Genomic DNA, 23,739 nt, shown 5'->3' on the forward strand with positions numbered 1-23,739 from the left:
AACTTACAACATCTCGATGTGAGTATATTTACACACATTTTGAGTGGCAACCTGTTATTTTGCTGAAATTATTCCATTCCCTCGATTTAAAACTAAAATCCTGCCTGATTGCACTGTTTGGCAGTGCATTTCTGGCATTTGGGCTGTACCATGTCCATTCCTTTTCCGGTGTCACCGAGGGCGGTGTCTTAGGAATGACGCTTCTGCTTGATCACTGGTTCCATATCTCCCCATCCGTATCCGGCTTCGTCATGAACCTCGCCTGCTACGCGATGGGATGGAAACTTCTGGGGCGGCAGTTCATCGCCTACTCCATTCTTTCCAGCGCCAGCTTCTCCCTGTCTTACCGGATCTGTGAGCAGTTTCCGCCCCTGTGGCCGCAGCTTGCCGATATGCCGCTTGCCGCATCCCTGCTCGGCGCAATCTTCGTCGGCGTCGGTGCCGGGCTCTGCGTGCGGATCGGCGGTGCCCCGGGCGGAGACGATGCGCTTGCGATGAGCCTTTCCCACGTGACGCACATCAAAATCCAGTGGATCTACCTCCTGTCCGATTTTGCTGTACTGGTGCTTTCACTGAGCTACATTCCGTTAAACCGCATGGCATACTCCATCCTCACGGTTCTTCTGTCCGGACAGATCATCGGGTTTGTGCAAACCGTGGGAACACATCCAGTGAACAATATGGAAACTTGATCGGTTTCATACGGCTCTCTTGGTTCCAAAAGTACCTGACCTATAGAGCAACAAGAATTTTCTATATTTTTTGATTTTTTTCAAAAAAACCCTTGCCAAATCAACCGACCTGTGATAATATATAACTCGTTGAAGCGATGCTTCAGAAATGCGCGAGTGGCTCAGTTGGTGGAGCGCGACCTTGCCAAGGTCGAGGCCGCGGGTTCGAGTCCCGTCTCGCGCTCTTTTTATTTTATAGCGGAAACCTTTTTCATTTTCATGAGGGTTTCCGCTATTTTCGTTACTGGTCACAGTTACACTTTTTCTTTTTCAAGGGAGTATTTTACCATGATACAAAAAGTAAGTTCTTTTCTCAAAAAGGATACCGTTTTAACCATCGCCCTGGCTCTGGCTGTCCTTTCCATGTTTATCATACCACCGTCTGCCGGATACCTGGGATATCTGGATCTGCACACACTGATCCTGCTCTTTGGCCTGATGACAGCAACCACAGGCCTCCAAAACATCGGTTTCTTTCGACAGCTCGGGGAATTACTGCTGCTTCGAATCCATTCACTCAGGCAGCTGGAACAGCTTCTGATTCTTCTGTGTTTCTTTTCCAGCATGCTGATCACCAACGATGTGGCCTTAATTACCTTCGTTCCATTTGCTCTGGAACTACTGCGGATGGTAAACCGCAAAGACCGGATCGTTCCGGTTGTCGTCTGCCAGACACTGGCAGCCAATCTCGGCAGCATGACAACTCCGGTAGGGAATCCCCAGAATCTGTATCTGTATTCCCACTTTGAGCTTTCACTTGATACATTTATCCGGAGCATCGGTCCATTTTCGCTGCTTTCATTAGTTTTGCTGCTGCTCGTCACAATGTTTACACCAAGGGAGACTATCTCACTAGATACTGCCGGTAGAGCTACAACCTCCGATGAGACCTTTCCTAAACGCTGCCTTTTCTGCTGTCTGGGAATGTTTTTCCTGTGCCTTTGCACCGTAGCCGGTCTTCTGCCGCTTCCAATCCTGTTTATCTGCATTCTGGCGATTGGCTGTCTGGCAGACCCGAAGATCTTCTGTCAGGTAGATTACTCTCTCATCCTGACTTTTATCGGATTCTTCATCTTCATCGGGAATCTGAAACACATTCCTGCGGTAAGCTCCCTGCTTTCCAGTATGATCACGGGACACGAAGTGATAGTCTCCGTTCTGGCCAGCCAAGTAATCAGCAACGTTCCGGCCGCCATCCTGTTGTCCGGATTTACCGAAAAAGGAGTTTCCCTTCTGATCGGAACTAACCTCGGCGGTCTCGGCACCCTGATCGCATCCATGGCGAGTCTTATTTCTTACAAATATATCGTCCGCTCCTGCCCAGAGAAAAAAGGAATCTACTTCCGCTGGTTCACGATTGCAAATGCGGGATTTCTAGCAGTCCTGATGGCGGTATATTTTCTGGTTTTTTATAGCATCTGATAAAAAAGGGCGTGTGATACGATAAACAATTCAATGATTCCATTTTGCAGTTCTCTTATTTCAAAAGTGCACATAACATTTGCCGGCACCTGATGTATCCACGCATCATGTTCCACCAGTACATACCATTCCTTGTTAGCAAATAAATCGTTGTAACTTAGCTTCACTTTACAAAGACGTATCTTACCACCTTTGGCAGATAAGCATGAGCAGATTACCCGTCTCATTGAGGCAGATATCGCGCAGCTCTGGGATGGCGTTCCATCTGCATCAGAATTGCAGGACCGCATGTACGACCTGGCACGCCCCATCTGTTACGACTTTTTGCATAGTATCCAGGGCGCGCCTAGCAGCACGGAGGCGGATATCGCATATGGAATGATGATTGGAGCCACGGATATATTGTATAAACTGTGTGTCATGGACAGGGATGCTTTCGATCGAGTGGTGAAACAAGCTTTCAGAATGGTACTCACGCGGCAGGCAGAACTGAGCAAATAGTGCAAACAAAAAGCGAGGGTTTTTCTCCCGCTTTTTTAGTACAACTCTATGGACGGTTCTTTTTTAGTACCATTCCGACTGCCCGCATCCGCGGTTCGGTGCCCACTCCCACCCACTGGCGCTGACAGTCTGGAGACTGTCTGAAAACGCGCCGAAAGAGGATAATCTGGATCCCCTTTGCCAATCAGTTCCCCAGGGAACCCCTTTTTTCTCCGGTCACAAGCTCTTTTCCTTTCTTCTTCCATGCCCTGCGCTTTCTAAGTCCTCCGCTTTTGGTTTTGTGACAGCGGAGCATATCATATTCAGAGCCGTCTTCGGTTTTTACAGATGCTTTATTAGAGTCAAAGATAGTTGCCTCTGTATAGATTGCTTCTGTAAGTATGTGCCCCTCGCTTGATAGATGGCCATATTTTCCGGTACTATCTTGCCATTATGGTGATTCAGATCATCTCCAAAAATATAGTAAACAAGGGACGTAGCCCACCACAAAAAATAGATAAAATAGGTTTATTATAAAATATTTCAGAATTTTGATAATGCAATAAGACGCTTGACGGAATATAAAAAATACAATATCATTAATACAAATAAACCAGGATTAAGAGGAGGAAATTAAATGAAAACTTTCAGGCGTTTTGTTGCATTTGGCTTAACATTGAGTATCATAATGTGCTCAACTGCTGCATCGACTTTTGCAAGTGAATCAACTCAAGGACGAGCTTCCAATAGTACGGAAGTGCATCGTTACAGTACGGCTATAGTGGCAGGTACGCACTGCGCTTTTCTGACTATGCGGGGATATAACGGAATATGAAATATATAATGTTTTACCCGGAATGTGTTATAATTACTGCAGTCGTATTGTATATTAAACATTTACTCTATCCTTATGATTTTCGTGAAAAATTTCCTTATGACGATCCGCCGCCGAAGTTTTTTGGCTCTTTCTCATTGGGGGAATTAGTACAATATATAATCCAAGTATTAACGTTACCTATTATAGGATTTGCTATGATTCCTTTGCAATTTTTAGGGAAGGTAGCGGATGTAATACTTATAATTTTATTAGTTATGTGGTGGTTTATACCAACAGGGCTCGCTAGAAAAATAGATGACTGGTAATAGAAAAGCGTCCCTGTATAAAAGCAGAGGACGCTTTTCTATTGCAGTAAGATATGTTTTAGAAAGAGCGAAAGGCATTTGTGAAGATAGAATAAATTCTTTTCATCAGATGAGAAGGGTGCATTAAAAAAAACAGGGGCTGTGAAAAAACATAGCCTATAAAAAAGAAGGACCAAGGATTCATAATGTGAGGTGCCCCCTCAAAGTTAGACTTTTACGAGACGACTTCGGTCGTCTCGTTTTTCTTTATGCAGTTAAAAGATGGAGTCGGTATTGGACAGGACTCCTCCATCCTAACTTTTCTTTTATTCGTTTCTCATTGTAGTATTTTATAAAACGTTCTATTTCAGATTTTAATTCCTCGTAAGTTTAGTATTAATACGGAATACTCGCCAGAATACTTAAAGGAAGCCGCATCGAAATACGTAGAAATCTGGCAGTTGGATGAAACAACGTTTGTCGCTGGTAAAGGACATCGAAAGTCCGTCCAGCAGCGCCATTATGAAAAACTTAAGGAATATCTGTCAAAGCTGAATGAATATGTAGAAAAGATCCAAATCTGTGGAGATGGACGCAATAGCTATTCCAAGACTGATCATTCCGCTACTTTCATGCGAATCAAAAAAGACTATATGGGAAATGACCAGCTACTCCCGGCGTATAATGTCCAGGTCGGTGTGGCGGATGAGTATATAGCGGTTGTTGATGTGAACCAATACCGTTCAGATATGGACTGTTTCATCCCCCTCATGAATAAGTTCCATGATATTTATGGATTCTACCCCAAATATCCGGTAGCGGATGCCGGTTACGGCTCGTATAATAACTATATTTTCTGTGAACAGAATGGGCTGGAAAAATATATGAAATTCCCAATGTTTAAGAAAGAAACCACCAACAGAAACTATCATGAAGACCCATTCCGGGCAGTTAATTTCAAGATCGACGGAGATGGAAAAATGCGGTGCCCTAACGGAAAGGGACTCCATTTGCAGTACCGTAAGGCAATAAAAGGAAACGCGTATGGACGGGAAGAGGAAATCTATCAGTGCGAAGACTGCAGTGGATGTCCTTACGTAGAAAAATGTAAAAAGGGAGAAGGAAACCGTACCGTGCGTGTCAATCAGGAACTAACAAAGATGCATCAGGAAGTGATTCAAAACCTTGAGAGTATCCAGGGTGCGCTGCTTAGAATGAACCGTTCCATCCAGGCAGAAGGTACTTTTGGTATTATAAAAAATGACCGCTGGTATAAACGGATTGTGCGAAGAGGGATAAAATCCGTTCAACTTGAAGTATACCTTGTTTCACTGGGACACAATCTTTATAAATTCCACAACAAACAGATGAAAATAAAATCAGCTGCATAGATTTGAAAATCAACAAATTTATGGGGTAAGGGGGAAATGCGCTTTTAGAGACTACTTCGTTTATAATTTTTTAGTCTAAAAGAGCGTGTAAAAAATGATTTCTCATTTTTTCACACGCCCTTTTTGTGTAATAGGGGATTCCAAGGAATTTCCTATTACACAAAAAACACGTCCCGCAAAAACGAAACGTGACAAAAGAAAAAGCGGGTGATGGGAATCGAACCCACGTATCCAGCTTGGAAGGCTGGTGTTCTACCATTGAACTACACCCGCATGATAAATTATGAAATTGTAATGCCCAGAACCGGAATCGAACCAGTGACACGAGGATTTTCAGTCCTCTGCTCTACCAACTGAGCTATCTGGGCATCCTGAGGAATCCTGTGATTCTCATGTTCGCTCTTGTTCAGCGACATGAGTTATTATACTAGAGAGTCTTTTAAATGTCAACTATTTTTTTCTACTTTTCTAAATTTTTTCAAAAACTTTTTCAACTTGCTGTTCCTGCCGCACAGCCAGCGTCCACATCTTCATCTCCAAATTTTCCGTAAACAATGGAAAAACCGACTCTTTTTCATTTTCCTGCATCTTTTTGATTTTGATGGTTGACAAATCCTTTTGGGTGTGTTTATAATGCATGTAACGAAGAACACAGATAAACCGATGAGGAAGAGGAGTATCTGACCTATGTATCGCCACAGAGAGTTCCGGATGGTGGAAACGGAACGCCTTACCGTCAGTGAATGGACTTCCGAGGGCAGCCTTGAACGATTGTTTCAGTAGGGGCTGACGGGACCCCACCCGTTATCCATCGGGGCACGTATGATGGTACGTGTAAGCGAGTGGACATTTTCATGAATGTCAATTTGGGTGGTATCGCAGAAGTTTACGCTTTTGTCCCATGTATGGGGACAGAGGCGTTTTTTAGTTTCTGGAAACATTCTCAGTAAAATCTTTCATCACGGCGCGCGGCGCCAAACCAAAGAGAATCTTCTTTCCAGACACATTCTTTACTCTGCTCCGGCAAGGCAGACTGATACATCTGCCATCCAAAACAAATATCAAAATAAGAATAAAGAATGGAGAAAATGACTATGAAAAAGAATCTGAAAAAATTATTTGCACTTGGATGCACCGCAGCCCTGACACTGACAACCGCAGGATGCTCTTCCAGCACATCCAACAACGCTTCCGAAGCAGACACCACCGCCGAAAGCTCTCAGGAAGCTTCCGCGGACAAAGAAATTTATAATGTAGCGATTGTCAAACAGCTCGACCACGCTTCCCTCGATGAGATTGCAAATGCAGTCGAGGCAGAGTTAGATAAAATCGCCGAGGATAACAATGTAACCATTCACTACGAACTGTACTCCGGCCAGAATGACCAGACAACCTTAAAGCAGATTGGTGATCAGGCGGTTGCTGACGGTGTTGACGCCATCATCCCGATTGCAACCCTGGCTGCACAGGTAGCGACCGTATCCGCACAGCAGACCCAGACACCGGTTGTCTACGCCGCTGTTTCCGATCCGGAAGCCGCTGAGCTGACCGGCATCGACTATGTAACCGGTACCAGCGATGCGCTGAACACTAAGAAAATCATGGATATGATGTTTGCCGCAAACCCAGATGTTAAAAATGTAGGTCTTTTATACTCCTTATCCGAGGCAAACTCAACCAAACCGATCGCGGATGCAAAGGCATACTTAGATGAAAAAGGCATCTCCTACACCGAGCAGACTGCAAACACCAACGACGAAGTTATCACCGCTGCTTCCTCCCTGGTTGCTGACAAAGTAGACGCTATCTTCACTCCTACCGACAATGTCATCATGGCAGCTGAGCTGGCTATCTTCAAGGATCTGGCTGCTGCAGGCATCCCGCACTATACCGGCGCTGATTCCTTCGTCCGCAACGGCGCATTTGCTACCTGCGGCGTCAACTACACGGACCTTGGTGCACAGACCGCTGATCTTGCTTATCAGGCAATCACCGAAGGCATGGACGGTATGGAAGACTACTACACCGCAGAAGGCGGCATCGTAACCGTAAATACCGAGACTGCCAAAGCCCTGAATATCGACACAGCTGTATTTAAGGACTTTGGCGATGTTGTAGAGGTTAAAACCACCGAGGACTAATGCATCCTCATCCGGCGGCACTTTGATTTTCATTTGCCTGACATTTGTTTCATAACCGATCCACCAATTTTTACATATTATAATGTTTGACTAACTTTCATGTACTCTCAGAGCCGCAAGACAGACCAGACGCCCGCCGCATCCCCCACTTACCACGCGGCTGGCGCATCTGCCTTATGAACGTTCTGGGAGTACCGATCATTCTACGGAGGTAATTTCCCATGCTTCATATTTTACAAACCGCTCTGGAACTGGGATTTCTGTATGCGCTTGTGCCAATGGCGCTGTTCTTGAGTTTCCGCATACTGGATATCGCGGATATGACGACGGACGGCTGTTTCGTCCTCGGCACAGCGGTATCCGTCACAATGGCTGCGGCAGGGCATCCATTTCTCGCGATTCCGGCTGCCATGCTTGCAGGCATCTGCGCCGGATTTGTTACCGCATTTCAGCAGACCCGTCTCGGTGTGCCGTCCATTCTCGCCGGTATCATCACCAATATGGGACTCTACACCATCAATCTGATGGTGATGGGCTGGAGCGCCAACGTGAGTCTTTTAAAGGCAGAGACCATCTTTTCCCTGCTTCAAAAAACCGGTATCGGGGGCGACTGGTATGAAGCACTTCTGGCAATCTGCGTGACCGTGCTTGCGGGCGCACTGCTCGTTTATTTCCTCGGTACCCGTCTGGGACTCTCCATCCGGGCAACCGGCAACAACATTGACATGGTGCGCGCCTCCTCCATCAACCCGGCATTTACCATCACGATCGGTTTATGCATCGCCAATGCGCTGACCGCGCTCTCCGGCGCAATGGTCGGTCAGTACCAGAATACCGCCGACATCAACGGCGGCACGGGTATCGTCGTGATCGGTCTTGCCTGCCTGATCATCGGTGAAACCGTCCTCGGGCGCCGCGGTGTGGCAAGAGGCGTCATCGCCACCTTCATCGGTTCGATTATTTACCGTTTTATCTACGCCATCGTCCTGTATACAAAAATTATGCCGGTACAGGGACTGAAACTGGTCACCGCTGTGATCGTGGCGCTGGCAATCGCATTTCCGACAATCCGGAAATGGGCGGCATTCCAGACACGTAAAAATGCAGCTGCACGCCGGAAGGGAGGACACGGAGCATGTTAAATATTCAGTCGATATCAAAAACCTTTAATCCGGGAACTGTCAACGCCAAACAGGCGCTCTCCGGGCTGTCCCTGCATCTGAACCACGGCGATTTTGTGACAATCATCGGCTCCAACGGCGCCGGAAAATCGACCCTGTTCAATGCGATTGCCGGCAGCTTCTACGTCGATGACGGCTTTATCGAGCTGGACGGCGAGGACATCACCTATATGCCGGAGCACAAGCGCAGCCTGATGGTCGGCCGCCTCTTCCAGGACCCGTTAAAGGGAACGGCGCCGGGCATGACGATCGAAGAAAATCTTGCCCTCGCCTATCTGCGGACTGCAAAGGGGAAATCGCCATTTTCCCGCATTTCCAAGAAAGATAAGGATGCGTTCCGCGAACGCCTCTCCCTCTTAAATATGGGGCTTGAAGACCGGATGACCCAGCCGGTCGGACTTCTCTCCGGCGGTCAGCGCCAGGCGCTCACCCTGCTCATGGCAACCCTCATCACGCCGAAGCTTCTGCTGCTCGATGAGCACACTGCCGCCCTCGATCCGGGAACAGCTGAAAAAGTACTGGAGCTGACGAAAAATATCGTTGCTGAGGAGAAAATCACCTGCCTGATGATCACCCACAATATGAACCAGGCTCTGGAGCTCGGAAACCGCACGCTCATGATGGCAAACGGAAATATCGTGCTCGACGTCGGCGGCGCAGAGCGCGCTTCCATGACTGTCGAAGATCTGATCGCCCGCTTCAAGACCGGCGCAGGCCACGCGCTGGATAATGACCGGATTTTATTGTCGGAATAATTTTAAAAAAGCAAAAAGTTCAAAAAGTCCCATCCTTTCAGATTTGAATCTGCATAAGGATGGGACTTTTTTATATTTCTCTTATCCAATTTCTATTTCCCAAGCACATCCGAAAGCGCTGCAAACTGCGCCAGCGTCAGCGTCTCGCCGCGCACGGACGGGGAAAGTCCCAGCGACTCGATTGCGACTGCGATCTCTTCCTTGCTAAAGGAGAGATCCTGCGCGTTGGAAAGCCCGTTCTGCAGGGTTTTCCGGCGCTGGTTGAAGGACGCGCGGATGAGACGGAACATTAAATCTTTATCCTTTACCTCCACCGGCGGCTTCGCATGGCGGGTCAGACGGATGACCGCTGAGCCGACATTCGGACGCGGAATGAAACAGTTCGGCGGCACATTTGCCACGATGTATGGCTCGGCATAATACTGAACCGCCAGCGACAGCGCGCCGTAATCCTTCGAGCCCGGACCAACCTGCATCCGGTCTGCGACCTCTTTCTGCACCATAACCGTAATATTGTCGATCGGCGCACCGCTCTCAAACAGCCCCATGATGATCGGGGTCGTGATATAGTACGGCAGGTTCGCCACGACCTTAACCGGACGTCCGCCGCCTTTTTCTTCCGCCATTTTTTTTATGTCAATCTTTAAAATATCTTCATTGATAACAGTTACATTTTCGCAGTCCTGAAGCGTATCTTTTAAGATCGGAATCAGATTTGTGTCGATCTCCACGGCGATGACCTGTCCTGCCGCCTGTGAAAGGCGCTGTGTCATCGTACCGATGCCAGGACCGACTTCCAGGACGGTGTCCTCCTTGGTCATGCCCGCCGCTGAGATAATCTTGTCCAGCACGTGCGTATCAATCAGAAAATTCTGACCGAATTTTTTCTGGAAGGCGAAATTGTATTTCTGTATTACTTCGATTGTGTTCTTCGGGTTTCCAAGATCCATTCCGAAAATCCTTTCCCGGGTGTCCGGGACACCCCTTTTTACGGTAACCGGTACAGCCTCCGCGCATTCTCTTCAGTCGCACGGACGATCTCTTCCGGTGTACATTTCTTGATTTCTGCCAGCTTTTCCGCCACATATGGCAGGTTCAGTGAGGAGTTGCGTTTGCCGCGGTTGGGAACCGGAGCGAGGTAGGGGCAGTCGGTTTCGAGTACCAGACGGTCGAGCGGCGCCATCTCGGCTACTTCCAGAAGCTTTTTCGCGTTCTTGAAGGTCAGTACGCCGCCGATGCCTAAGTAAAAGCCCATCTTTAAATACTCTGCCGCCATCTCTTTTCCATAAGAGAAGCAATGAATCACACCGCCTATCTCCCCGGAGTGCTCTTCCTTCATGATATCGAGCGTATCCTTCGCCGCGTCGCGGCTGTGGATGATGACTGGAAGTTTTAATTCCCGCGCCAGATTTAACTGGCGGTGGAACCATTTTTTCTGTGTCTCATGATCCGGCTCTTCCCAGTAATAGTCGAGACCGATCTCGCCGATCGCCACGATCTTCCCGGACTGTGCCAACACACGGAGTTCGGCAAATTTTTCCTCGTCAAGCTCCGCCGTGCTGCTGGGATGAACACCGGCCGCACCGTAGATAAAGGGATATCTCTTCGTCAGTTCAATGGTGGTCTTTGTGCTCTCCATATCGGCACCCACATTGACAACCGTTCCGATCCCGCCTGCTGCCAGACCGGAAAGCAGCGCCTCCCGGTCCTCATCAAATGCCTCATCATCATAATGGGCGTGTGTGTCAAATATCATATAACTTATATTTCTCCATTTCCATTCAAGAATGTCTCAATATTCTTGCTGCAAGATGGGAGTCATCTCACATCTGATATTAGCAAATTTCTGCACCCGCTGGCATATCCTTCTCGGTGGTCATCAGAGACAGCTTGCCTTCAGCATCCTCCGCACAGAGAATCATGCCCTCGGAGAGCAGACCTGCCAATTTCGCCGGTTTTAAGTTGGTCACAACCATGACTCTCTTGCCGACCATCTCCTCCGGGGAGTAGGAATGCTTGATGCCGCTGATGATCTGGCGCACCTTGCTTCCGACCTGAACCTGGGAGCAGAGAAGCTTCTTGGACTTCGGAACAGCCTCGCAGGAGAGGATCACGCCAACCTGGAACTGCAGTTTTGCAAAATCATCGTAGGTAATCTCTGCTTTCGGCTCGATATCGATGCCCTCGGCTTTCTCGTCCTCTTCCTTCTCCGGCTCTGCCTTTGCAGCAACTGCCTTCTTCTGCTCTTCCTGGATAACTTTGACTTTCTTCATCACATCGTCGAGTTTCAGGCGGGCAAAGAGAACCTCCGGCTCCTCAGTCACCTTATTTCCGGACGGATAACGGCCAAATTCATCCATCTGTGGCAGTTCACGTTTTACGGTATTTAATTCTTTTAAGATCTTCTCCGAGGTCTCCGGCATGAAGGATTCAAGCAGGGACGCACCGATCGTGATAGACTCAACCAGGTTGTAGAGAACAGTCGCAAGACGATCCTGCTTGTCCTCTTCCTTTGCCAGAATCCACGGGGTTGTCTCGTCAATGTATTTGTTGCTGCGGCGGAAAATATTGAAGATCTCGGTGATCGCATCGGCAACGCGCAGCTTATCCATCTTCTCATCAACCTTGCGGACTGCTTCCAGCACTACCTTCTTCAGATCCTCGTCCACCGGCTCCGTCACGCCCTTGTCGGCTACCACGCCGCCAAAGTACTGGTTCGTCATCGATACCGTTCTCTTTACGAGGTTGCCGAGGATATTTGCCAGATCCGAGTTCAGTCTCTCTACCATCAGCTCCCAGGTAATAACGCCGTCGTTCTCAAACGGCATCTCATGCAGAACGAAGTAACGGACTGCATCCACGCCAAAGAAATCAACCAGTGTATCGGCGTAAATCACATTTCCCTTGGATTTACTCATCTTGCCGTCGCCCTGTAACAGCCACGGATGACCAAATACCTGCTTTGGAAGCGGCAGGTCGAGTGCCATCAAAAAGATCGGCCAGTAAATGGTATGGAAACGGATAATATCCTTACCAATCAAATGCAGGTCTGCCGGCCAGTATTTCTTGAACAGCTCGCCGCTCTCGCCGTCGCAGTCATATCCAAGACCGGTGATATAGTTGGTCAGTGCATCCAGCCATACATATACAACGTGCTTCGGGTCGAAATCAACCGGAATCCCCCATTTAAAGGAAGTACGGGAAACACACAGATCCTGCAGGCCCGGAAGCAGGAAGTTGTTCATCATCTCATTTTTACGGGAAACCGGCTGGATGAACTCCGGGTGCTCATTGATATAATCGATGAGTCTCTGCGCATATTTGCTCATACGGAAGAAATACGCCTCTTCCTTCGCCGGCTGCACCGGGCGTCCGCAGTCCGGGCATTTGCCGTCTACGACCTGGGACTGGGTCCAGAAGGACTCGCACGGGGTACAGTAAAGTCCCTCGTAGCAGCTCTTGTAAATATCGCCCTGATCATAGAGCTTCTTGAAAATCTTCTTTACCTGCGCCTCATGATCCTCGTCAGTGGTGCGGATAAATTTGTCGTAGGATGTATTCATCAGATCCCAGATCGTCTTGATCTCACCCGCCACGTTATCGACAAACTGCTTCGGCGTGATGCCAGCCTCAGCTGCCTTTAACTCGATCTTCTGACCATGCTCATCGGTGCCCGTCTGGAAACGCACATCGTAGCCCTGCGCTCTCTTGTAGCGCGCAATGCTGTCCGCCAGTACGATCTCATAGGTATTTCCGATATGCGGTTTGCCCGATGTATAGGCAATCGCAGTTGTTATATAGTAAGGTTTCTTACAGTTCTGACACATTTATCATGCCCTCCTTATTAAAATTGCGCTTTAAATTGTGTTCTTCACAAAAAAAGCCTCTAACCGCCCATGGTTTTCCATCTGCGATTAAAGGCAAGCCACCTTCTTTTCTCTGCCTTTTCTTCATATATAAATATATAGATTAAGTCTATCTGTTTTGCATCCCTTTGTCAAGTATGGTATACTTGCAGACATATATATTTGTTTTGGAGGTATTATATTATGCAGAAACGCTTTTCCTTCCCGCCCCTGCCGCGCACAGCGCTCGCGATCGCTGCAGCTGCTGCCCTGGCGCTCTCCGGATGCGCTGGTTCTTCCGGCTCAGGGACCCCCGCCGAATCCTACGCCGCTTCCGGGCAGACTGGTTCTCCTTCCAATGCATCGTCCGATGCTGCCAGCGAACAGGCGCGTTTTGATGCGTTTCTGGCACACCAGTTTCAAGAAAGCGTGCAGGACGATCCGCTCTCCCTTCATTTTCTTGTCCGGAATCCGGAAAATTACGGTATCACCGAACCGGAGATGAAATTTCCAGAATATTCCCTGGAACAGCTTCAAAAAGATTCCGAGGAAAACGCGGCCGTTCTTGAGGAACTTTCTTCCTTCGATACCTCTCTCTTGACCTCCGACCAGCTCTTCACCTACCGGATGATGAAGGACACACTGGAGACGGAAGCCGGCTCGAAGGGACTGGAACTCTACAATCAGCCGTTAAGCGCCCTGATCGGCACGCAGGCGGAACTTCCGACCTTATTAGCCGAATACACATTTTACAACCGTGCCGACATCGACCATTACCTGGCACTGCTTTCGCAGATCGACACATATTACAAGCAGCTTGCAGCGTATGAACAGGCGCAGGCAGACGCCGGTCTCGCACCGTCCGACGACACCATCGACCGGATTTTAAAATCCTGTAAGAGCTACCTCATCCGCCCGGAAAACAGCCTGCTGACGGAAACATTTGCCTCCCGCTTAAATGCGGTTGAGGGCTTAAGCAATGCAGAAAAGGCATCCTACAAAGCAAAACATCTGACCATTTTAAAGGAACACTTTATCCCGGCATATACAAACCTCTCTAAAGCACTGGAATCGCTCAAGGGCTCCCATCCGGAGGCAGGAGGACTTAGCACCTACGAACACGGCAGGGAGTATTATGCCTATCTTGCGGCGGCGCTGACCGGCACAGATTCCTCGGTCGATGCGCTCAAAACGCGGATTGAGAAGCAGATGCAGGCAGATTTATCCGAAATCCGCGTCCGCTTAAAGGAACATCCGGAACTCGTCCGGCAGATGACCGACTCTGCCATCACACTCTCCGATCCGGATGAGATCCTTCAGAATTTACAGACGCAGATTCAGGATGATTTCCCAGCGCTTACAGATACCTCCTACGCGATCAAATACGTCCCGGAAGCGCTGGAATCTTCCCTGTCCCCAGCGTTTTTCCTCGTACCGCCGATCGATTCCGACGGTTCCAACACCATTTACATCAACGAAAAAGCAAGCACTGAGCAGAACCTCTACACCATGCTGGCGCACGAGGGCTATCCGGGGCATCTCTACCAGTCGGCTTATTTCAATGACCGGGAGCCGGTTCCGGTACGGCGGCTTCTTGCCTGCAGCGGCTACAACGAAGGCTGGGGACTCTACAGCGAACTGTACGCCTACTCCTTCGACAACGGACTGCCGGAAGCGGTCAAACCGCTGATGCGCTGCAGCGAAGCCAGCAGCTACGGGCTGTACGCGCTTCTCGACATCTGCATCCACTATGATGGCTGGGATCTCGCCACAACCACCAGTTATCTGGAAAATTCCTACGGATTTACGGATCCGGAATCCGCGCGCGAGATATACCTGGCAATCATTGATAATCCGGGCAATTACCTGAAATACTATACCGGCTATCTGGAAATCCTGACCATGCGCCAGGAAGCCGAGGAGGTACTTGGAAACAAATTCAACGCCAAGAGCTTCCACCAGTTCATCCTGAACATGGACGGCGCTTCCTTCCGGGTCATCAAACCGTATTTTCAAACATGGCTGATGACGGAGAAATTGCACGTATAAGAGAAAAAGAGCGGTATCTCCCTGTATGCATCCGCAGGCTTCAGGGATCCCGCTCTTTTCGCATTTTCATGCTTTAGTTTACTTTCTTGTAATTCTTCTCAAAGCTCATCGGACCGTCGCCGATCTTCTCGCCTGCTACGCTCAACTCCAGCGTCTTTGCCTCGTAGTTCTGGATAAATGTATTGGCAATGGCCATGACAACCAGCTTGTCAGAGGACTCCTTTAAGGAGGAGAGATCCAGCGTCAGGGCGCCGTCCTTCTGCTCAAATTTATCCACGGTGATTCCCTCTTCAATGACGCCCACCTCTGCCATCTTATCAAGCAGTTCCTGTGCATCCAGCTCATCGCCGTCAATGCCATCCATATTCTGTTTTAAGCCGCTCTTATCAGATTTTACAGAATATACGCAAACCGTTACCGTCGGATCTGCATCCGTTACCACCATGCTTTCTTTCTCAGCCACGCCGTCTACAGTCTCCTGCTGCGCCGCACCCGCCGGGGCAGTTCCATGTTCGCTGGTCTCCCCTGTATTTCTTGCCGTCGGCGCACATGCGCCCAGAACAGCTGCCATCATAAGACCAGCTGCCATTACCATAAATTTCTTCATAATGTACCTCCTTGTATTCTCCTCGCAGCAGTTGCTTCACGGTTTTCGCAACCGTTTTTGTCTTTCACACCTGTTTCCATCCAGTGTAGACTACATCCATTCTTTTTACCGCTGCCCATCCTTACTCCTAAACCACTGATTCAGCTTCATCAGCGCCTTTACTAACGTCTGCATCTCATCTTCCGACAGATCGCTTGTCAGGCTCTCGATCATCTCCCGGTGGAACCGGGCGTGATGCCCATACGCTTTTCTGCCCCGCTCTGAAAGAGAAATATATACGACCCGCCGATCCTCGAGTCCCCGGCTTCGTTCCACATAGCCCTTTTTGACCAGGCTGTTCATGGCAATCGTGAGCGTTCCCACCGTAACGGACAGTTCTCTGGCGATCGATGACATATTTTTCGGTTCACCAATCCCGATCGCTTCGATCACATGCATATCGTTATTCGTGATGTCTTTAAACTCCGGCGTAATGATTACCTTCTGTTCTATGTCCATCACATCGCGGAACAGCGTCACCAGAAGCTCATTCAGCGTCTCATAATTTCCCACAGTTTTCCCTCTCATCCTTGGTTTCAGCGCGCAAAACGGCAATTTACCCTACCGATTATACAATATTCTGTGCGGCAAGACAACTAGCAAATTTCTTACATCTTCTCTTATACCATAGCACTTGTTACTTTTCACGCACACGTGCCCAGTAACGGAATTTGCCGTGGCTTCGCATTTAAATACGGCAAATTCCTGCTGCCACCACGTTTTCTTACGGCACTTTCGGTTCCAAAAGTGCCTACCCGTGAACAGTTACCATAGCACTACATAAGATACTCGCCACAAGCCCCGCGAACGTTGCAATCAGCGCCCCCGCAAGCGTCCATCGCGTCTTTGAGATCCGCACGGTCAGATAGTAGACACTCATCGTATAAAAAACCGTCTCCGTGCAGCTCTCAAGAACCGACACCATCATGCCGAGCCGCGAATCGGGTCCATACGTTTTAAAAATATCTAAGAGCAGCCCCGTCGCCGCCGAACTGGACACCAGACGCACCAGAAGCAGCGGAACCACCTGTGCCGGTATATGCAGAAATGCCGCCGGTCCCGCCAGCACCCCGGAGAGGAAATCGAGAAAACCGGAGGTCCGAAGCACGCCGACCGCCGCCATCAGTCCCACCAGCGTCGGCAGGATTCCAGCCACCGTTTTAAGCCCCGCAAGCGCCCCTTCGATAAAATCATCAAAAACCGGGCGTTTCTGAAGCACCGCAAACCCAACGATATAAAACAAAACAACCGGAACCAGGTATTCAGAGAGGTAATTGATGCAGCGCATTCGACGGCTCCCGTGTCTATACTTGTTTTATATGTATGGTTTGAATCCGCGTTCTATGATAACGGATCTGTTTCCAGCGCCCCTTATTTTAACAAGGGCATTATAGGGGATAAATTTGTTTTTTGTGTGAAATTTTCCCCCTACATGACGCCAAATTGCGTTTTCTATTTCCAGCCATCCTTTTTTATTGATTTATATTGCTTTCTCCTGCACATCACGCGGCACACCGCCACTCCTGCCAGCGTGCTGACACAGGTCGCCAGGAACGCCGGACCGGCCACTGCCAGCGGATGCGCCGATCCGTACTGGCTCCGGTAGGCGATCATATTGATAGGAATGAGCTGCAGCGATGAAATATTTACGACCAGAAACGTACACATTTCATCGCTCGCCGTTCCCTGTGTGACCGCCGCCGGATCCCCCGCCGCTCTCCGTTCCTCCTCCAGTTCTTCCAGCTCCTTCATCGCCGTAAGCCCCGCCGGGGTCGCCGCCCAGCCAAGCCCCAGCATATTGGCAATCATATTGGCGGCCATCGAAGAAAGCGCCGGATGACCCGCTGGAATGCGTGGAAAGAGGAAATGAAGCACCGGCCGCATCCCCGCCGACAACTGCTCAATCAGCCCCGCCCGCCGTCCGATCTCCAAAATTCCCGTCCAGAACGCCATCACCCCCAGCATCGTGATTCCCAGCGAGACTGCATCCCCCGCCGCTGCAAGCATTCCCTCCGTCACCGCCCCCAGCGTCCCATGCACCGCCGCCCAGCCAAGCCCCGTAAGCATCATAAACGCCCAGAGTGCATTTAACATGCATCTACCTCCCTGCTGTCATATGGTACGCTCAGAACATTTTATACTCAGACAAGTATAAAAAGACGCCAAATATACACCATCATAAATAGATACAATTATATCGTTTCTTTTCGTCCATTCCGCTTGCATTTCAGAATTTGGATCTTTAAAATAAGAACTATCATCTCCTTCACATGACAGACATTCTTTGAAAAAGGCCATTTTATATGGATTCTCCTGCCAAAAACCGTGAAGACATTGAAATATGATTTAATATTATGAAAACGAGGTATTCAGAATGAAACAATCCGCAGATTTAAAGCGTCTCCTCACCTCCATCGATCATAAAAGCTATCCGGCTTACAAGGATGTGCGCGGCGCTTATGATTTTAATACGTATATTTTATCCATCGACCATGTACAGGGTGACCCGTTTGCGTCCCCTTCCAAGGTCAGTATCCAGGTCCGCCACGCGAAAGCCGGATTTCCGGCAGAACTCTTTGATACGCCGTGGAAAAAAACAGCGCTTGAAGATTACCTGCTCCGCTGTTTTTCCCGTGAAATCGGTCGTCTTTCTTTCAAGGCAAAAGGTTCTGGAAAAAGTGGTCTGATCGCCACCAGCCGCCCCGGTCAGGAGGTTCTCTCCCGGACCGCCTGCGAAATCGGGAGAAATGAGATTACAGCCCGTTTTGAGGTTGGTTTCCCGGCATTCGGGCGCACCATCAACTCAGGTGAACTGATCCGGATTTTCTTTGATTTTCTTCCAGGCTGTGTCGAAAACGTCTTTTTCTACCGCCGCCAGAACACCGCTGAAATCAAAAAACGCATTACGCTGGCAGACGATCAGCATTTTATCCGCAATGAGCTGAAACGCTTAGACCTCATCTCCTTCGTCGCAGACGGCTCAATCCTGCCGCGTGAAACCGGCGTCTCCGACCGTCCGATGAAGGGCAGTGTTGCGTTCCATTCCCCGGATTCCTTAAGAATCACTCTGAATCTTCCGGGACACGGTCCGATCTCCGGCATGGCAATCCACCGCGGCATCACCCTGATCGTGGGCGGCGGCTACCACGGCAAATCCACACTGCTAAAAGCGCTGGAATCCGGCGTCTACAACCATATTCCAGGGGATGGACGTGAATATGTCATCACCGATGAAACCGCAGTCAAGCTGCGCGCCGAGGATGGACGCAGCATCAACCACGTTGATATTTCCCTCTTTATCCGGGATCTGCCGAACAAAAAAGACACCACCTGCTTTTCCACCGCCGATGCCAGCGGCAGTACCTCCCAGGCGGCAGCCGTGATCGAAAGCATTGAAGCGGGAACCCGCGCTTTCCTGATCGATGAGGACACCTCCGCTACCAACTTCATGCTGCGGGACGACCTGATGCAGCGCATCGTCAGCCGCGATAAAGAGCCGATCACCCCGTTCATCGAACGCGCCCGCGATCTCTACAAGCAGGCAGGCATCTCCACCGTCCTCGTAGCTGGAAGCTCCGGTGCCTACTTCTTCATCGCAGACACTATCATCCAGATGGATGCATACCGCCCGTTTGATATCACGGAGATGGTAAAAAATGCCTGCGAACAGGAAGTTTCCAAACCCGCCATCCAGGCTCCTGGGTTCAAGCTCCCGACGGCTGGACGGAAGCTGGCGGCTGGCGGAACAGGACGGGCTGTGGGCGCGATGGCGCTGAATTTTGGCGACAGCCGCGCAGAAGCAGGCGGTGAATCTCAGGAAAAGGGCGAAAACAGCGGTCGTTCTGGACGGTTTGGCAATCGCGGCGGCAGCGCCTCCGATGCAGGACGCTTTGAACGCGGTCGCGGAGGACGCCACGAAACTGACCGAAATTCCGACCGGAACACGCGTATCAAAGTCCGTGTCCACGACAAACACTCTTTCCAGGTTGCCAAAGAGCCGGTCGATCTGCGCTTCGTCGAACAGCTTGCCGACAGCGAGCAGACCGCCGCACTCGCCCAAATGGTGCGCTACTGCCTGGAAAAAGGGCTTCTGGAGCGCTGCACCGTACAGGAAACGGTTGCCACACTCTTAAAAGCCTATGAAGCAGACGGGCTCTCTGTGTTCAGCGATGCTTCATATGCGGCCATGGGACTGGCAATGCCGCGCATGCAGGAGATTTATGCTTGTTTGAATCGTTTTAGGGGATGATTTTTAAGATAAATATAAAAAGAGGGCTGCATTTTGCAAACCCTCTTTTTATATTTTTGCATCTTATATCAAACTATTTGCAAGTTTCATCTTGGCTTATCCCTGAACTCTGCCAAAATCTATGGTGCCAAGATCTATCCTACCCTTCGCACAGCGCCCGCATCACGCCCTCAACCGTCTCTATCTTCTCTGCTCTCCACGCGTTTCCGCCGCAGAAAATCAACGCATGATCTTCATCACCGCGGGCGGCATTGACGAGTGCCTGTGTGATGCAGTACGGGATCTTCGCCGGATCACAGTGTTCCAGACACTGGTAACAGTGTGTCACTGCCTGTCTTCCTTTTTCCAGTTCTTTTAAGAACGCATTCTTGATCGCGCGTCCCGGCATGCCGACCGGACTTTTGACAATCACGATGTCTTCTTCCTTCGCATCCAGATATGCCTGCTTATATGCCATCGGTGCATCGCATTCCTCGGTTGTCACAAAACGGGTTGCCACCTGCACGCCGTCCGCGCCAAGCTCCATCTGGTGCATCACATCCGCATGGTCGTAGATGCCGCCAGCCGTCACAACCGGAATCGATTTGCCATATTTCTGCGCGTATTTTTTAACCAGCGCGATAATTCCCCGCACTTCCTCGTCATATTCCGCCTGATGGAATGTCTCGGCTGCATGCGGCGTGTCTACCTCCAGCTCAGTCAGCTTCTCACGGTCAAATCCCAGATGTCCGCCCGCCAGCGGTCCCTCAACGACCACCAGATCCGGTGCGGTCTGGTACTTGCGGTCCCACATCCGGCAGATGACCGTCGCCGCCTTAACGGAGGAAACGATCGGCGCAATCTTCGTCGCCGTCCCTTTCACATACTCCGGCAGGGAAACAGGAAGTCCTGCGCCCGATATGATCAGGTCAGCGCCCGCCTTGACCGCCGTTTTAACGTACTCCGCATAGTTTTTCGTTGCCACCATGATATTAAAGCCCACGATGCCGCCCTTCGCGATCGCGCGCGCCTTCTGTAACTCTGAACCGATCGCGCGCAGGTTCGCCTCCTGCGGATGTTCGGCAAAATCCGGCTCCCGGAAACCGATCTGGGCAGTGGAAATAATGCCGATGCCGCCAGCCCCCGCCACGGCTCCTGCCAGTGAGGACAGGCTGATACCAACCCCCATACCGCCCTGGATGATCGGAAGCTTCGCCGTCAGATCACCAATTTTCAGCGGTTTTAACTGTGATAAAATTGTACTCATACGATCTCCTATATTCACAAAGGGGACCGCCGCGCGGCAACCCCCTTTCAATATCTATTTTTTAGATTTTTCTAAAACGTTCATACCGCTGCTCCGCGATCTCATCCGGTGTCTTTTCCGCGCAGGACTGGAAGAACTCACGCATATGGCGGTCGATGATGCGTCCGATCTCCTCGATGTTGTCATCGGTTGCCGGCTCATCCTCGCAGATAATGCGCTCGATCATGCCAAGCTCATACAGATCCTCTGCCGTCATCTTCATGACCTTCGCCGCCTCGCTGGCTCTCTTGGCATCTTTCCACAGAATCGAAGCAAAGCCCTCCGGAGAAAGGATCGAGTAGGTCGCATTCTCCATCATCCATACCTCGTTGGAAACCGCCAGCGCCAGTGCGCCGCCGCTGCCGCCCTGACCAGTGATAATCGCCAGAATCGGCACCTTCATATCCGACATTTCAAAGAGGTTGCGGGCAATCGCCTCGCCCTGGCCTCTCTCCTCTGCCTCCATACCCGGGAATGCACCTGGCGTATCGACAAAACAGATGATCGGACGGTTAAATTTCGCCGCCTGTTTCATCAGACGGAGCGCCTTTCTGTATCCTTCCGGAGACGGCATGCCGAAGTTGTGCTTCATGCTGTCTTTCGGGGATTTACCTCTCTCCTGTCCAATGACCGTGACCGGCATTCCATAGAAGGATGCCACACCGCCGATGACCGCCATATCATCGCCATAATACCGGTCGCCGTGGAACTCGGTAAAATCGTCAAACAGGATCCGGATATAATCGCTGGCGTTCAGACGTCCGGCGCTACGGGACTGGCGTACTGCCTCCCAGGCGTCTCTCTCTCGGCCTGCGATCTTATTTAAGGTCTTCTGGCGCATGATACCGGAGAACGGTGCTTTCCGGCTCTTTAACTTGCCTTCCTCCACAGAAGCTGCTTTTTCTGCCCTAGATGCAGATGCCGCTTCTGTGTGGTTCTCCGCCTCGTCGTTCCATTTCTCCCAGCCATGCTCCTGGCTGTGAAGCTTCAAAATCTGTCCCAGAACACGCTTCTGATCTTTTCTTTCCACGATCTGATCCACAAAACCGTGTGTCAGCTGGAACTCGGCTCTCTGGAAGCCCTCCGGGAGCTTCTGGCCGATCGTCTGCTCGATGACACGCGGACCCGCAAATCCAATCAGCGCTCCCGGCTCTGCCAGGATGATATCGCCCAGGGACGCAAAGCTTGCCGTTACGCCGCCGGTGGTCGGATCCGTCATAAAGCTTATGTAGAGAAGTCCCGCCTCGGAATGACGTTTTAAGGCTGCGGAAGTTTTCGCCATCTGCATCAGGGAGATCATGCCCTCCTGCATTCTCGCGCCGCCGGAAGCCGCGTAGATGATAACCGGAAGCCGTTCCTCGGTCGCACGCTCTACCGCACGGGCAATCTTCTCTCCCATGTTGTGACCCATGCTGCTCATCAGAAAACGGGAGTCGCAGACCGCGATCACAGTCTCATAACCGTGAATCTTTCCTTTACCAGTGACAACCGCCTCATTTAACTCGGTTTTCTCTCTGGCTGCCTCAACCTTGCCCTCATAGCCCGGAAATGCAAGCGGATTGACCACAGACATCTCCTTATCCCACTCTTCAAAGGTACCTTCATCGATCAGCATCTCAATCCGGCGGTACGCATGCATCCGGAAATATCCGCCGCAGCGCGGGCACACATACAGGTTGTCCTTGACATCCTGCACCAGAATTGGTTTCTCACATTTATTACACTTACGCCATAAAGAACGCAGACTTTCCGGCGTCATCGCCGTCGGACGGCTCGGAATCTTCTCCGGTTTTTCCTGTGCTGCCTCTGCCGCCCTTTTATCTGCTTTCGCGCTCTCCGCACGGCTTACGCCGGCAGAACCGTGGTCGTTTGTATTGATCGAAGTATACGATTTCTTAAACAGATTTTTAAACATCTCTTATTCAACCTCACTTATTAGCCAATCATAAACGTCAGCTCTGCGGAAACAGCCAGCTTGCCATCGACGGTTGCCGTCGCACTTCCGATGCCGACCGGTCCTTTTCTCTTGATGATATGGCACTCCAGCTTTAACTTGTCGCCCGGAACTACCTTTTTCTTGAATTTTGCGTTGTTGATTGCCCCGAAATATGCCGTCCTGCCCTTATTTCCTTCTTCACTTAAAATCGCAACCGCGCCGACCTGCGCCAGCGCCTCCACGATCAGGACGCCCGGCATGACCGGCTCCTGCGGAAAATGACCTGCAAACCACGGCTCGTTGTATGTTACATTTTTATATCCAACCGCGCCCTCGCCCGGTGTCACTTCCTCGATACAGTCGATCAAAAGAAACGGATGACGGTGCGGGATGATCTCCTGGATCTCTTTAATTCCCATCATAATTTCAGTTACCTCTTTCGCTTTCCCAGACATCATTTTTGTATGCTGCAAGTCTCTTCCGCCAGCTCCAGTGCGCCGCTTCCA

Annotated in this window: 21 protein-coding genes, 3 tRNA genes, 1 pseudogene and 1 other annotated feature; of the genes and pseudogenes, 11 read left to right on the plus strand and 14 right to left on the minus strand. The window is 50.2% G+C overall.

Going from position 1 to position 23,739, the window contains the following annotated elements:
- The first annotated feature begins 59 nt into the window (after positions 1 to 59).
- The 5 genes from DW931_RS09405 (at position 60) to DW931_RS09435 (ending at position 3,776) form a co-directional block, all read left to right on the plus strand.
- The gene (locus DW931_RS09405) at positions 60 to 692 is read left to right on the plus strand and encodes a YitT family protein (RefSeq protein WP_227589468.1); all 633 of its coding nucleotides are present in this window, start codon (positions 60 to 62) and stop codon (positions 690 to 692) included.
- 150 nt (positions 693 to 842) lie between these two features.
- Positions 843 to 915 (plus strand) — tRNA-Gly (locus tag DW931_RS09410).
- Between the two features lie 104 nt (positions 916 to 1,019).
- Positions 1,020 to 2,153 (plus strand): SLC13 family permease, encoded by a 1,134-nt coding sequence (locus tag DW931_RS09415; protein WP_118482510.1) that lies wholly within the window; start codon positions 1,020 to 1,022, stop codon positions 2,151 to 2,153.
- 192 nt (positions 2,154 to 2,345) lie between these two features.
- Positions 2,346 to 2,654: a hypothetical protein gene (locus tag DW931_RS09420; protein WP_118482511.1), complete on the plus strand. Its 309-nt coding sequence runs from the start codon at positions 2,346 to 2,348 to the stop codon at positions 2,652 to 2,654.
- 810 nt (positions 2,655 to 3,464) lie between these two features.
- The gene (locus DW931_RS09435; RefSeq protein ID WP_118468855.1) at positions 3,465 to 3,776 is read left to right on the plus strand and encodes a hypothetical protein; all 312 of its coding nucleotides are present in this window, start codon (positions 3,465 to 3,467) and stop codon (positions 3,774 to 3,776) included.
- Between the two features lie 246 nt (positions 3,777 to 4,022).
- Here the strand turns inward: DW931_RS09435 and DW931_RS09440 are convergent.
- Positions 4,023 to 4,139, minus strand: a pseudogene (locus DW931_RS09440) (IS3 family transposase); the annotation flags it as partial.
- A 77-nt stretch (positions 4,140 to 4,216) separates the two neighbouring features.
- Here DW931_RS09440 and DW931_RS09445 point away from each other — a divergent pair.
- Complete coding sequence (locus tag DW931_RS09445) at positions 4,217 to 5,146, plus strand: transposase (protein ID WP_227589467.1); 930 nt, start codon at positions 4,217 to 4,219, stop codon at positions 5,144 to 5,146.
- Positions 5,147 to 5,348: 202 nt separating this feature from the next.
- Here DW931_RS09445 and DW931_RS09450 read toward each other — a convergent pair.
- Positions 5,349 to 5,419, minus strand: a tRNA-Gly gene (locus DW931_RS09450).
- Between the two features lie 22 nt (positions 5,420 to 5,441).
- A tRNA-Phe gene (locus DW931_RS09455) sits at positions 5,442 to 5,514 on the minus strand.
- 286 nt (positions 5,515 to 5,800) lie between these two features.
- Positions 5,801 to 6,051, plus strand: a binding site (T-box leader).
- Between the two features lie 189 nt (positions 6,052 to 6,240).
- Here DW931_RS09455 and DW931_RS09460 point away from each other — a divergent pair.
- The 3 genes from DW931_RS09460 to DW931_RS09470 all read left to right on the plus strand — a co-directional run bounded on the left by DW931_RS09460 (position 6,241) and on the right by DW931_RS09470 (position 9,223).
- A complete protein-coding gene (locus DW931_RS09460; protein WP_118626951.1) occupies positions 6,241 to 7,287 on the plus strand; it encodes an ABC transporter substrate-binding protein in 1,047 nt (348 codons plus the stop codon).
- Between the two features lie 221 nt (positions 7,288 to 7,508).
- On the plus strand, positions 7,509 to 8,429 hold the full coding sequence (locus DW931_RS09465) for an ABC transporter permease (RefSeq protein ID WP_118482512.1): 921 nt from the start codon (positions 7,509 to 7,511) through the stop codon (positions 8,427 to 8,429).
- A complete protein-coding gene (locus tag DW931_RS09470) occupies positions 8,423 to 9,223 on the plus strand; it encodes an ATP-binding cassette domain-containing protein (RefSeq protein WP_107000841.1) in 801 nt (266 codons plus the stop codon). Before DW931_RS09465 ends, DW931_RS09470 begins: the two co-directional genes overlap by 7 nt.
- A 92-nt stretch (positions 9,224 to 9,315) precedes the next feature.
- On the opposite strand, the gene rsmA is transcribed toward DW931_RS09470, so the two are convergent.
- From rsmA to DW931_RS16090, 4 genes are all read right to left on the minus strand, one after another.
- On the minus strand, positions 9,316 to 10,173 hold the full coding sequence (gene rsmA, locus DW931_RS09475; protein WP_118482526.1) for a 16S rRNA (adenine(1518)-N(6)/adenine(1519)-N(6))-dimethyltransferase RsmA: 858 nt from the start codon (positions 10,171 to 10,173) through the stop codon (positions 9,316 to 9,318).
- A 38-nt stretch (positions 10,174 to 10,211) separates the two neighbouring features.
- Positions 10,212 to 10,979, minus strand: coding sequence for a TatD family hydrolase (locus DW931_RS09480; RefSeq protein ID WP_118482513.1), 768 nt, complete (start codon positions 10,977 to 10,979; stop codon positions 10,212 to 10,214).
- 79 nt (positions 10,980 to 11,058) lie between these two features.
- Positions 11,059 to 13,050: a methionine--tRNA ligase gene (metG, locus tag DW931_RS09485; RefSeq protein ID WP_118482514.1), complete on the minus strand. Its 1,992-nt coding sequence runs from the start codon at positions 13,048 to 13,050 to the stop codon at positions 11,059 to 11,061.
- Positions 13,034 to 13,177 (minus strand): hypothetical protein, encoded by a 144-nt coding sequence (locus tag DW931_RS16090; RefSeq protein ID WP_207664446.1) that lies wholly within the window; start codon positions 13,175 to 13,177, stop codon positions 13,034 to 13,036. The genes metG and DW931_RS16090 overlap by 17 nt, the downstream gene beginning before the upstream one ends.
- A gap of 95 nt (positions 13,178 to 13,272) precedes the next feature.
- Between DW931_RS16090 and DW931_RS09490 the strand changes: the two genes are divergently transcribed.
- Positions 13,273 to 15,117: a DUF885 domain-containing protein gene (locus DW931_RS09490; protein ID WP_118482515.1), complete on the plus strand. Its 1,845-nt coding sequence runs from the start codon at positions 13,273 to 13,275 to the stop codon at positions 15,115 to 15,117.
- Between the two features lie 73 nt (positions 15,118 to 15,190).
- Here DW931_RS09490 and DW931_RS09495 read toward each other — a convergent pair whose 3' ends face one another.
- From DW931_RS09495 to DW931_RS09510, 4 genes are all read right to left on the minus strand, one after another.
- On the minus strand, positions 15,191 to 15,724 hold the full coding sequence (locus DW931_RS09495) for a GerMN domain-containing protein (protein ID WP_022358467.1): 534 nt from the start codon (positions 15,722 to 15,724) through the stop codon (positions 15,191 to 15,193).
- Between the two features lie 105 nt (positions 15,725 to 15,829).
- Complete coding sequence (locus DW931_RS09500; protein ID WP_022358468.1) at positions 15,830 to 16,276, minus strand: MarR family transcriptional regulator; 447 nt, start codon at positions 16,274 to 16,276, stop codon at positions 15,830 to 15,832.
- 238 nt (positions 16,277 to 16,514) lie between these two features.
- Positions 16,515 to 17,051, minus strand: a complete 537-nt coding sequence (locus tag DW931_RS09505; RefSeq protein ID WP_022359373.1) for a hypothetical protein — start codon at positions 17,049 to 17,051, stop codon at positions 16,515 to 16,517.
- Between the two features lie 164 nt (positions 17,052 to 17,215).
- The gene (locus tag DW931_RS09510; protein ID WP_117796537.1) at positions 17,216 to 17,857 is read right to left on the minus strand and encodes a nucleoside recognition domain-containing protein; all 642 of its coding nucleotides are present in this window, start codon (positions 17,855 to 17,857) and stop codon (positions 17,216 to 17,218) included.
- A gap of 280 nt (positions 17,858 to 18,137) precedes the next feature.
- On the opposite strand from DW931_RS09510, the gene DW931_RS09515 reads away from it, so the two are divergent.
- Entirely contained in the window at positions 18,138 to 20,012 is a 1,875-nt protein-coding gene (locus DW931_RS09515) for an ABC-ATPase domain-containing protein (protein ID WP_118556126.1), read from the plus strand.
- Positions 20,013 to 20,151: 139 nt separating this feature from the next.
- Here DW931_RS09515 and DW931_RS09520 read toward each other — a convergent pair whose 3' ends face one another.
- From DW931_RS09520 to fabZ, 3 genes are all read right to left on the minus strand, one after another.
- Entirely contained in the window at positions 20,152 to 21,258 is a 1,107-nt protein-coding gene (locus DW931_RS09520) for a nitronate monooxygenase family protein (protein WP_107000849.1), read from the minus strand.
- Between the two features lie 61 nt (positions 21,259 to 21,319).
- Complete coding sequence (gene accD / locus DW931_RS09525; RefSeq protein WP_118468872.1) at positions 21,320 to 23,212, minus strand: acetyl-CoA carboxylase, carboxyltransferase subunit beta; 1,893 nt, start codon at positions 23,210 to 23,212, stop codon at positions 21,320 to 21,322.
- A gap of 20 nt (positions 23,213 to 23,232) precedes the next feature.
- A complete protein-coding gene (gene fabZ / locus DW931_RS09530; protein ID WP_022359380.1) occupies positions 23,233 to 23,655 on the minus strand; it encodes a 3-hydroxyacyl-ACP dehydratase FabZ in 423 nt (140 codons plus the stop codon).
- Positions 23,656 to 23,739: the final 84 nt, after the last annotated feature.

The sequence above is a fragment of the Clostridium sp. AM43-3BH genome (assembly GCF_003479985.1).
Lineage (GTDB): Bacteria > Bacillota > Clostridia > Lachnospirales > Lachnospiraceae > Otoolea > Otoolea fessa.

Coding starts and splice junctions, on each gene's coding strand:
- DW931_RS16090 (WP_207664446.1), bottom strand. CDS start 13,177: ATGAAGAAAAGGCAGAGAAAAGAAGGTGGCTTGCCTTTAATCGCAGAT.
- DW931_RS09505 (WP_022359373.1), bottom strand. CDS start 17,051: ATGCGCTGCATCAATTACCTCTCTGAATACCTGGTTCCGGTTGTTTTG.
- DW931_RS09460 (WP_118626951.1), top strand. CDS start 6,241: ATGAAAAAGAATCTGAAAAAATTATTTGCACTTGGATGCACCGCAGCC.
- DW931_RS09435 (WP_118468855.1), top strand. CDS start 3,465: ATGAAATATATAATGTTTTACCCGGAATGTGTTATAATTACTGCAGTC.
- rsmA (WP_118482526.1), bottom strand. CDS start 10,173: ATGGATCTTGGAAACCCGAAGAACACAATCGAAGTAATACAGAAATAC.
- DW931_RS09465 (WP_118482512.1), top strand. CDS start 7,509: ATGCTTCATATTTTACAAACCGCTCTGGAACTGGGATTTCTGTATGCG.
- accD (WP_118468872.1), bottom strand. CDS start 23,212: ATGTTTAAAAATCTGTTTAAGAAATCGTATACTTCGATCAATACAAAC.
- fabZ (WP_022359380.1), bottom strand. CDS start 23,655: ATGATGGGAATTAAAGAGATCCAGGAGATCATCCCGCACCGTCATCCG.
- DW931_RS09490 (WP_118482515.1), top strand. CDS start 13,273: ATGCAGAAACGCTTTTCCTTCCCGCCCCTGCCGCGCACAGCGCTCGCG.
- DW931_RS09480 (WP_118482513.1), bottom strand. CDS start 10,979: ATGATATTTGACACACACGCCCATTATGATGATGAGGCATTTGATGAG.
- DW931_RS09495 (WP_022358467.1), bottom strand. CDS start 15,724: ATGAAGAAATTTATGGTAATGGCAGCTGGTCTTATGATGGCAGCTGTT.
- DW931_RS09520 (WP_107000849.1), bottom strand. CDS start 21,258: ATGAGTACAATTTTATCACAGTTAAAACCGCTGAAAATTGGTGATCTG.
- DW931_RS09470 (WP_107000841.1), top strand. CDS start 8,423: ATGTTAAATATTCAGTCGATATCAAAAACCTTTAATCCGGGAACTGTC.
- DW931_RS09510 (WP_117796537.1), bottom strand. CDS start 17,857: ATGTTAAATGCACTCTGGGCGTTTATGATGCTTACGGGGCTTGGCTGG.
- DW931_RS09515 (WP_118556126.1), top strand. CDS start 18,138: ATGAAACAATCCGCAGATTTAAAGCGTCTCCTCACCTCCATCGATCAT.
- DW931_RS09415 (WP_118482510.1), top strand. CDS start 1,020: ATGATACAAAAAGTAAGTTCTTTTCTCAAAAAGGATACCGTTTTAACC.
- metG (WP_118482514.1), bottom strand. CDS start 13,050: ATGTGTCAGAACTGTAAGAAACCTTACTATATAACAACTGCGATTGCC.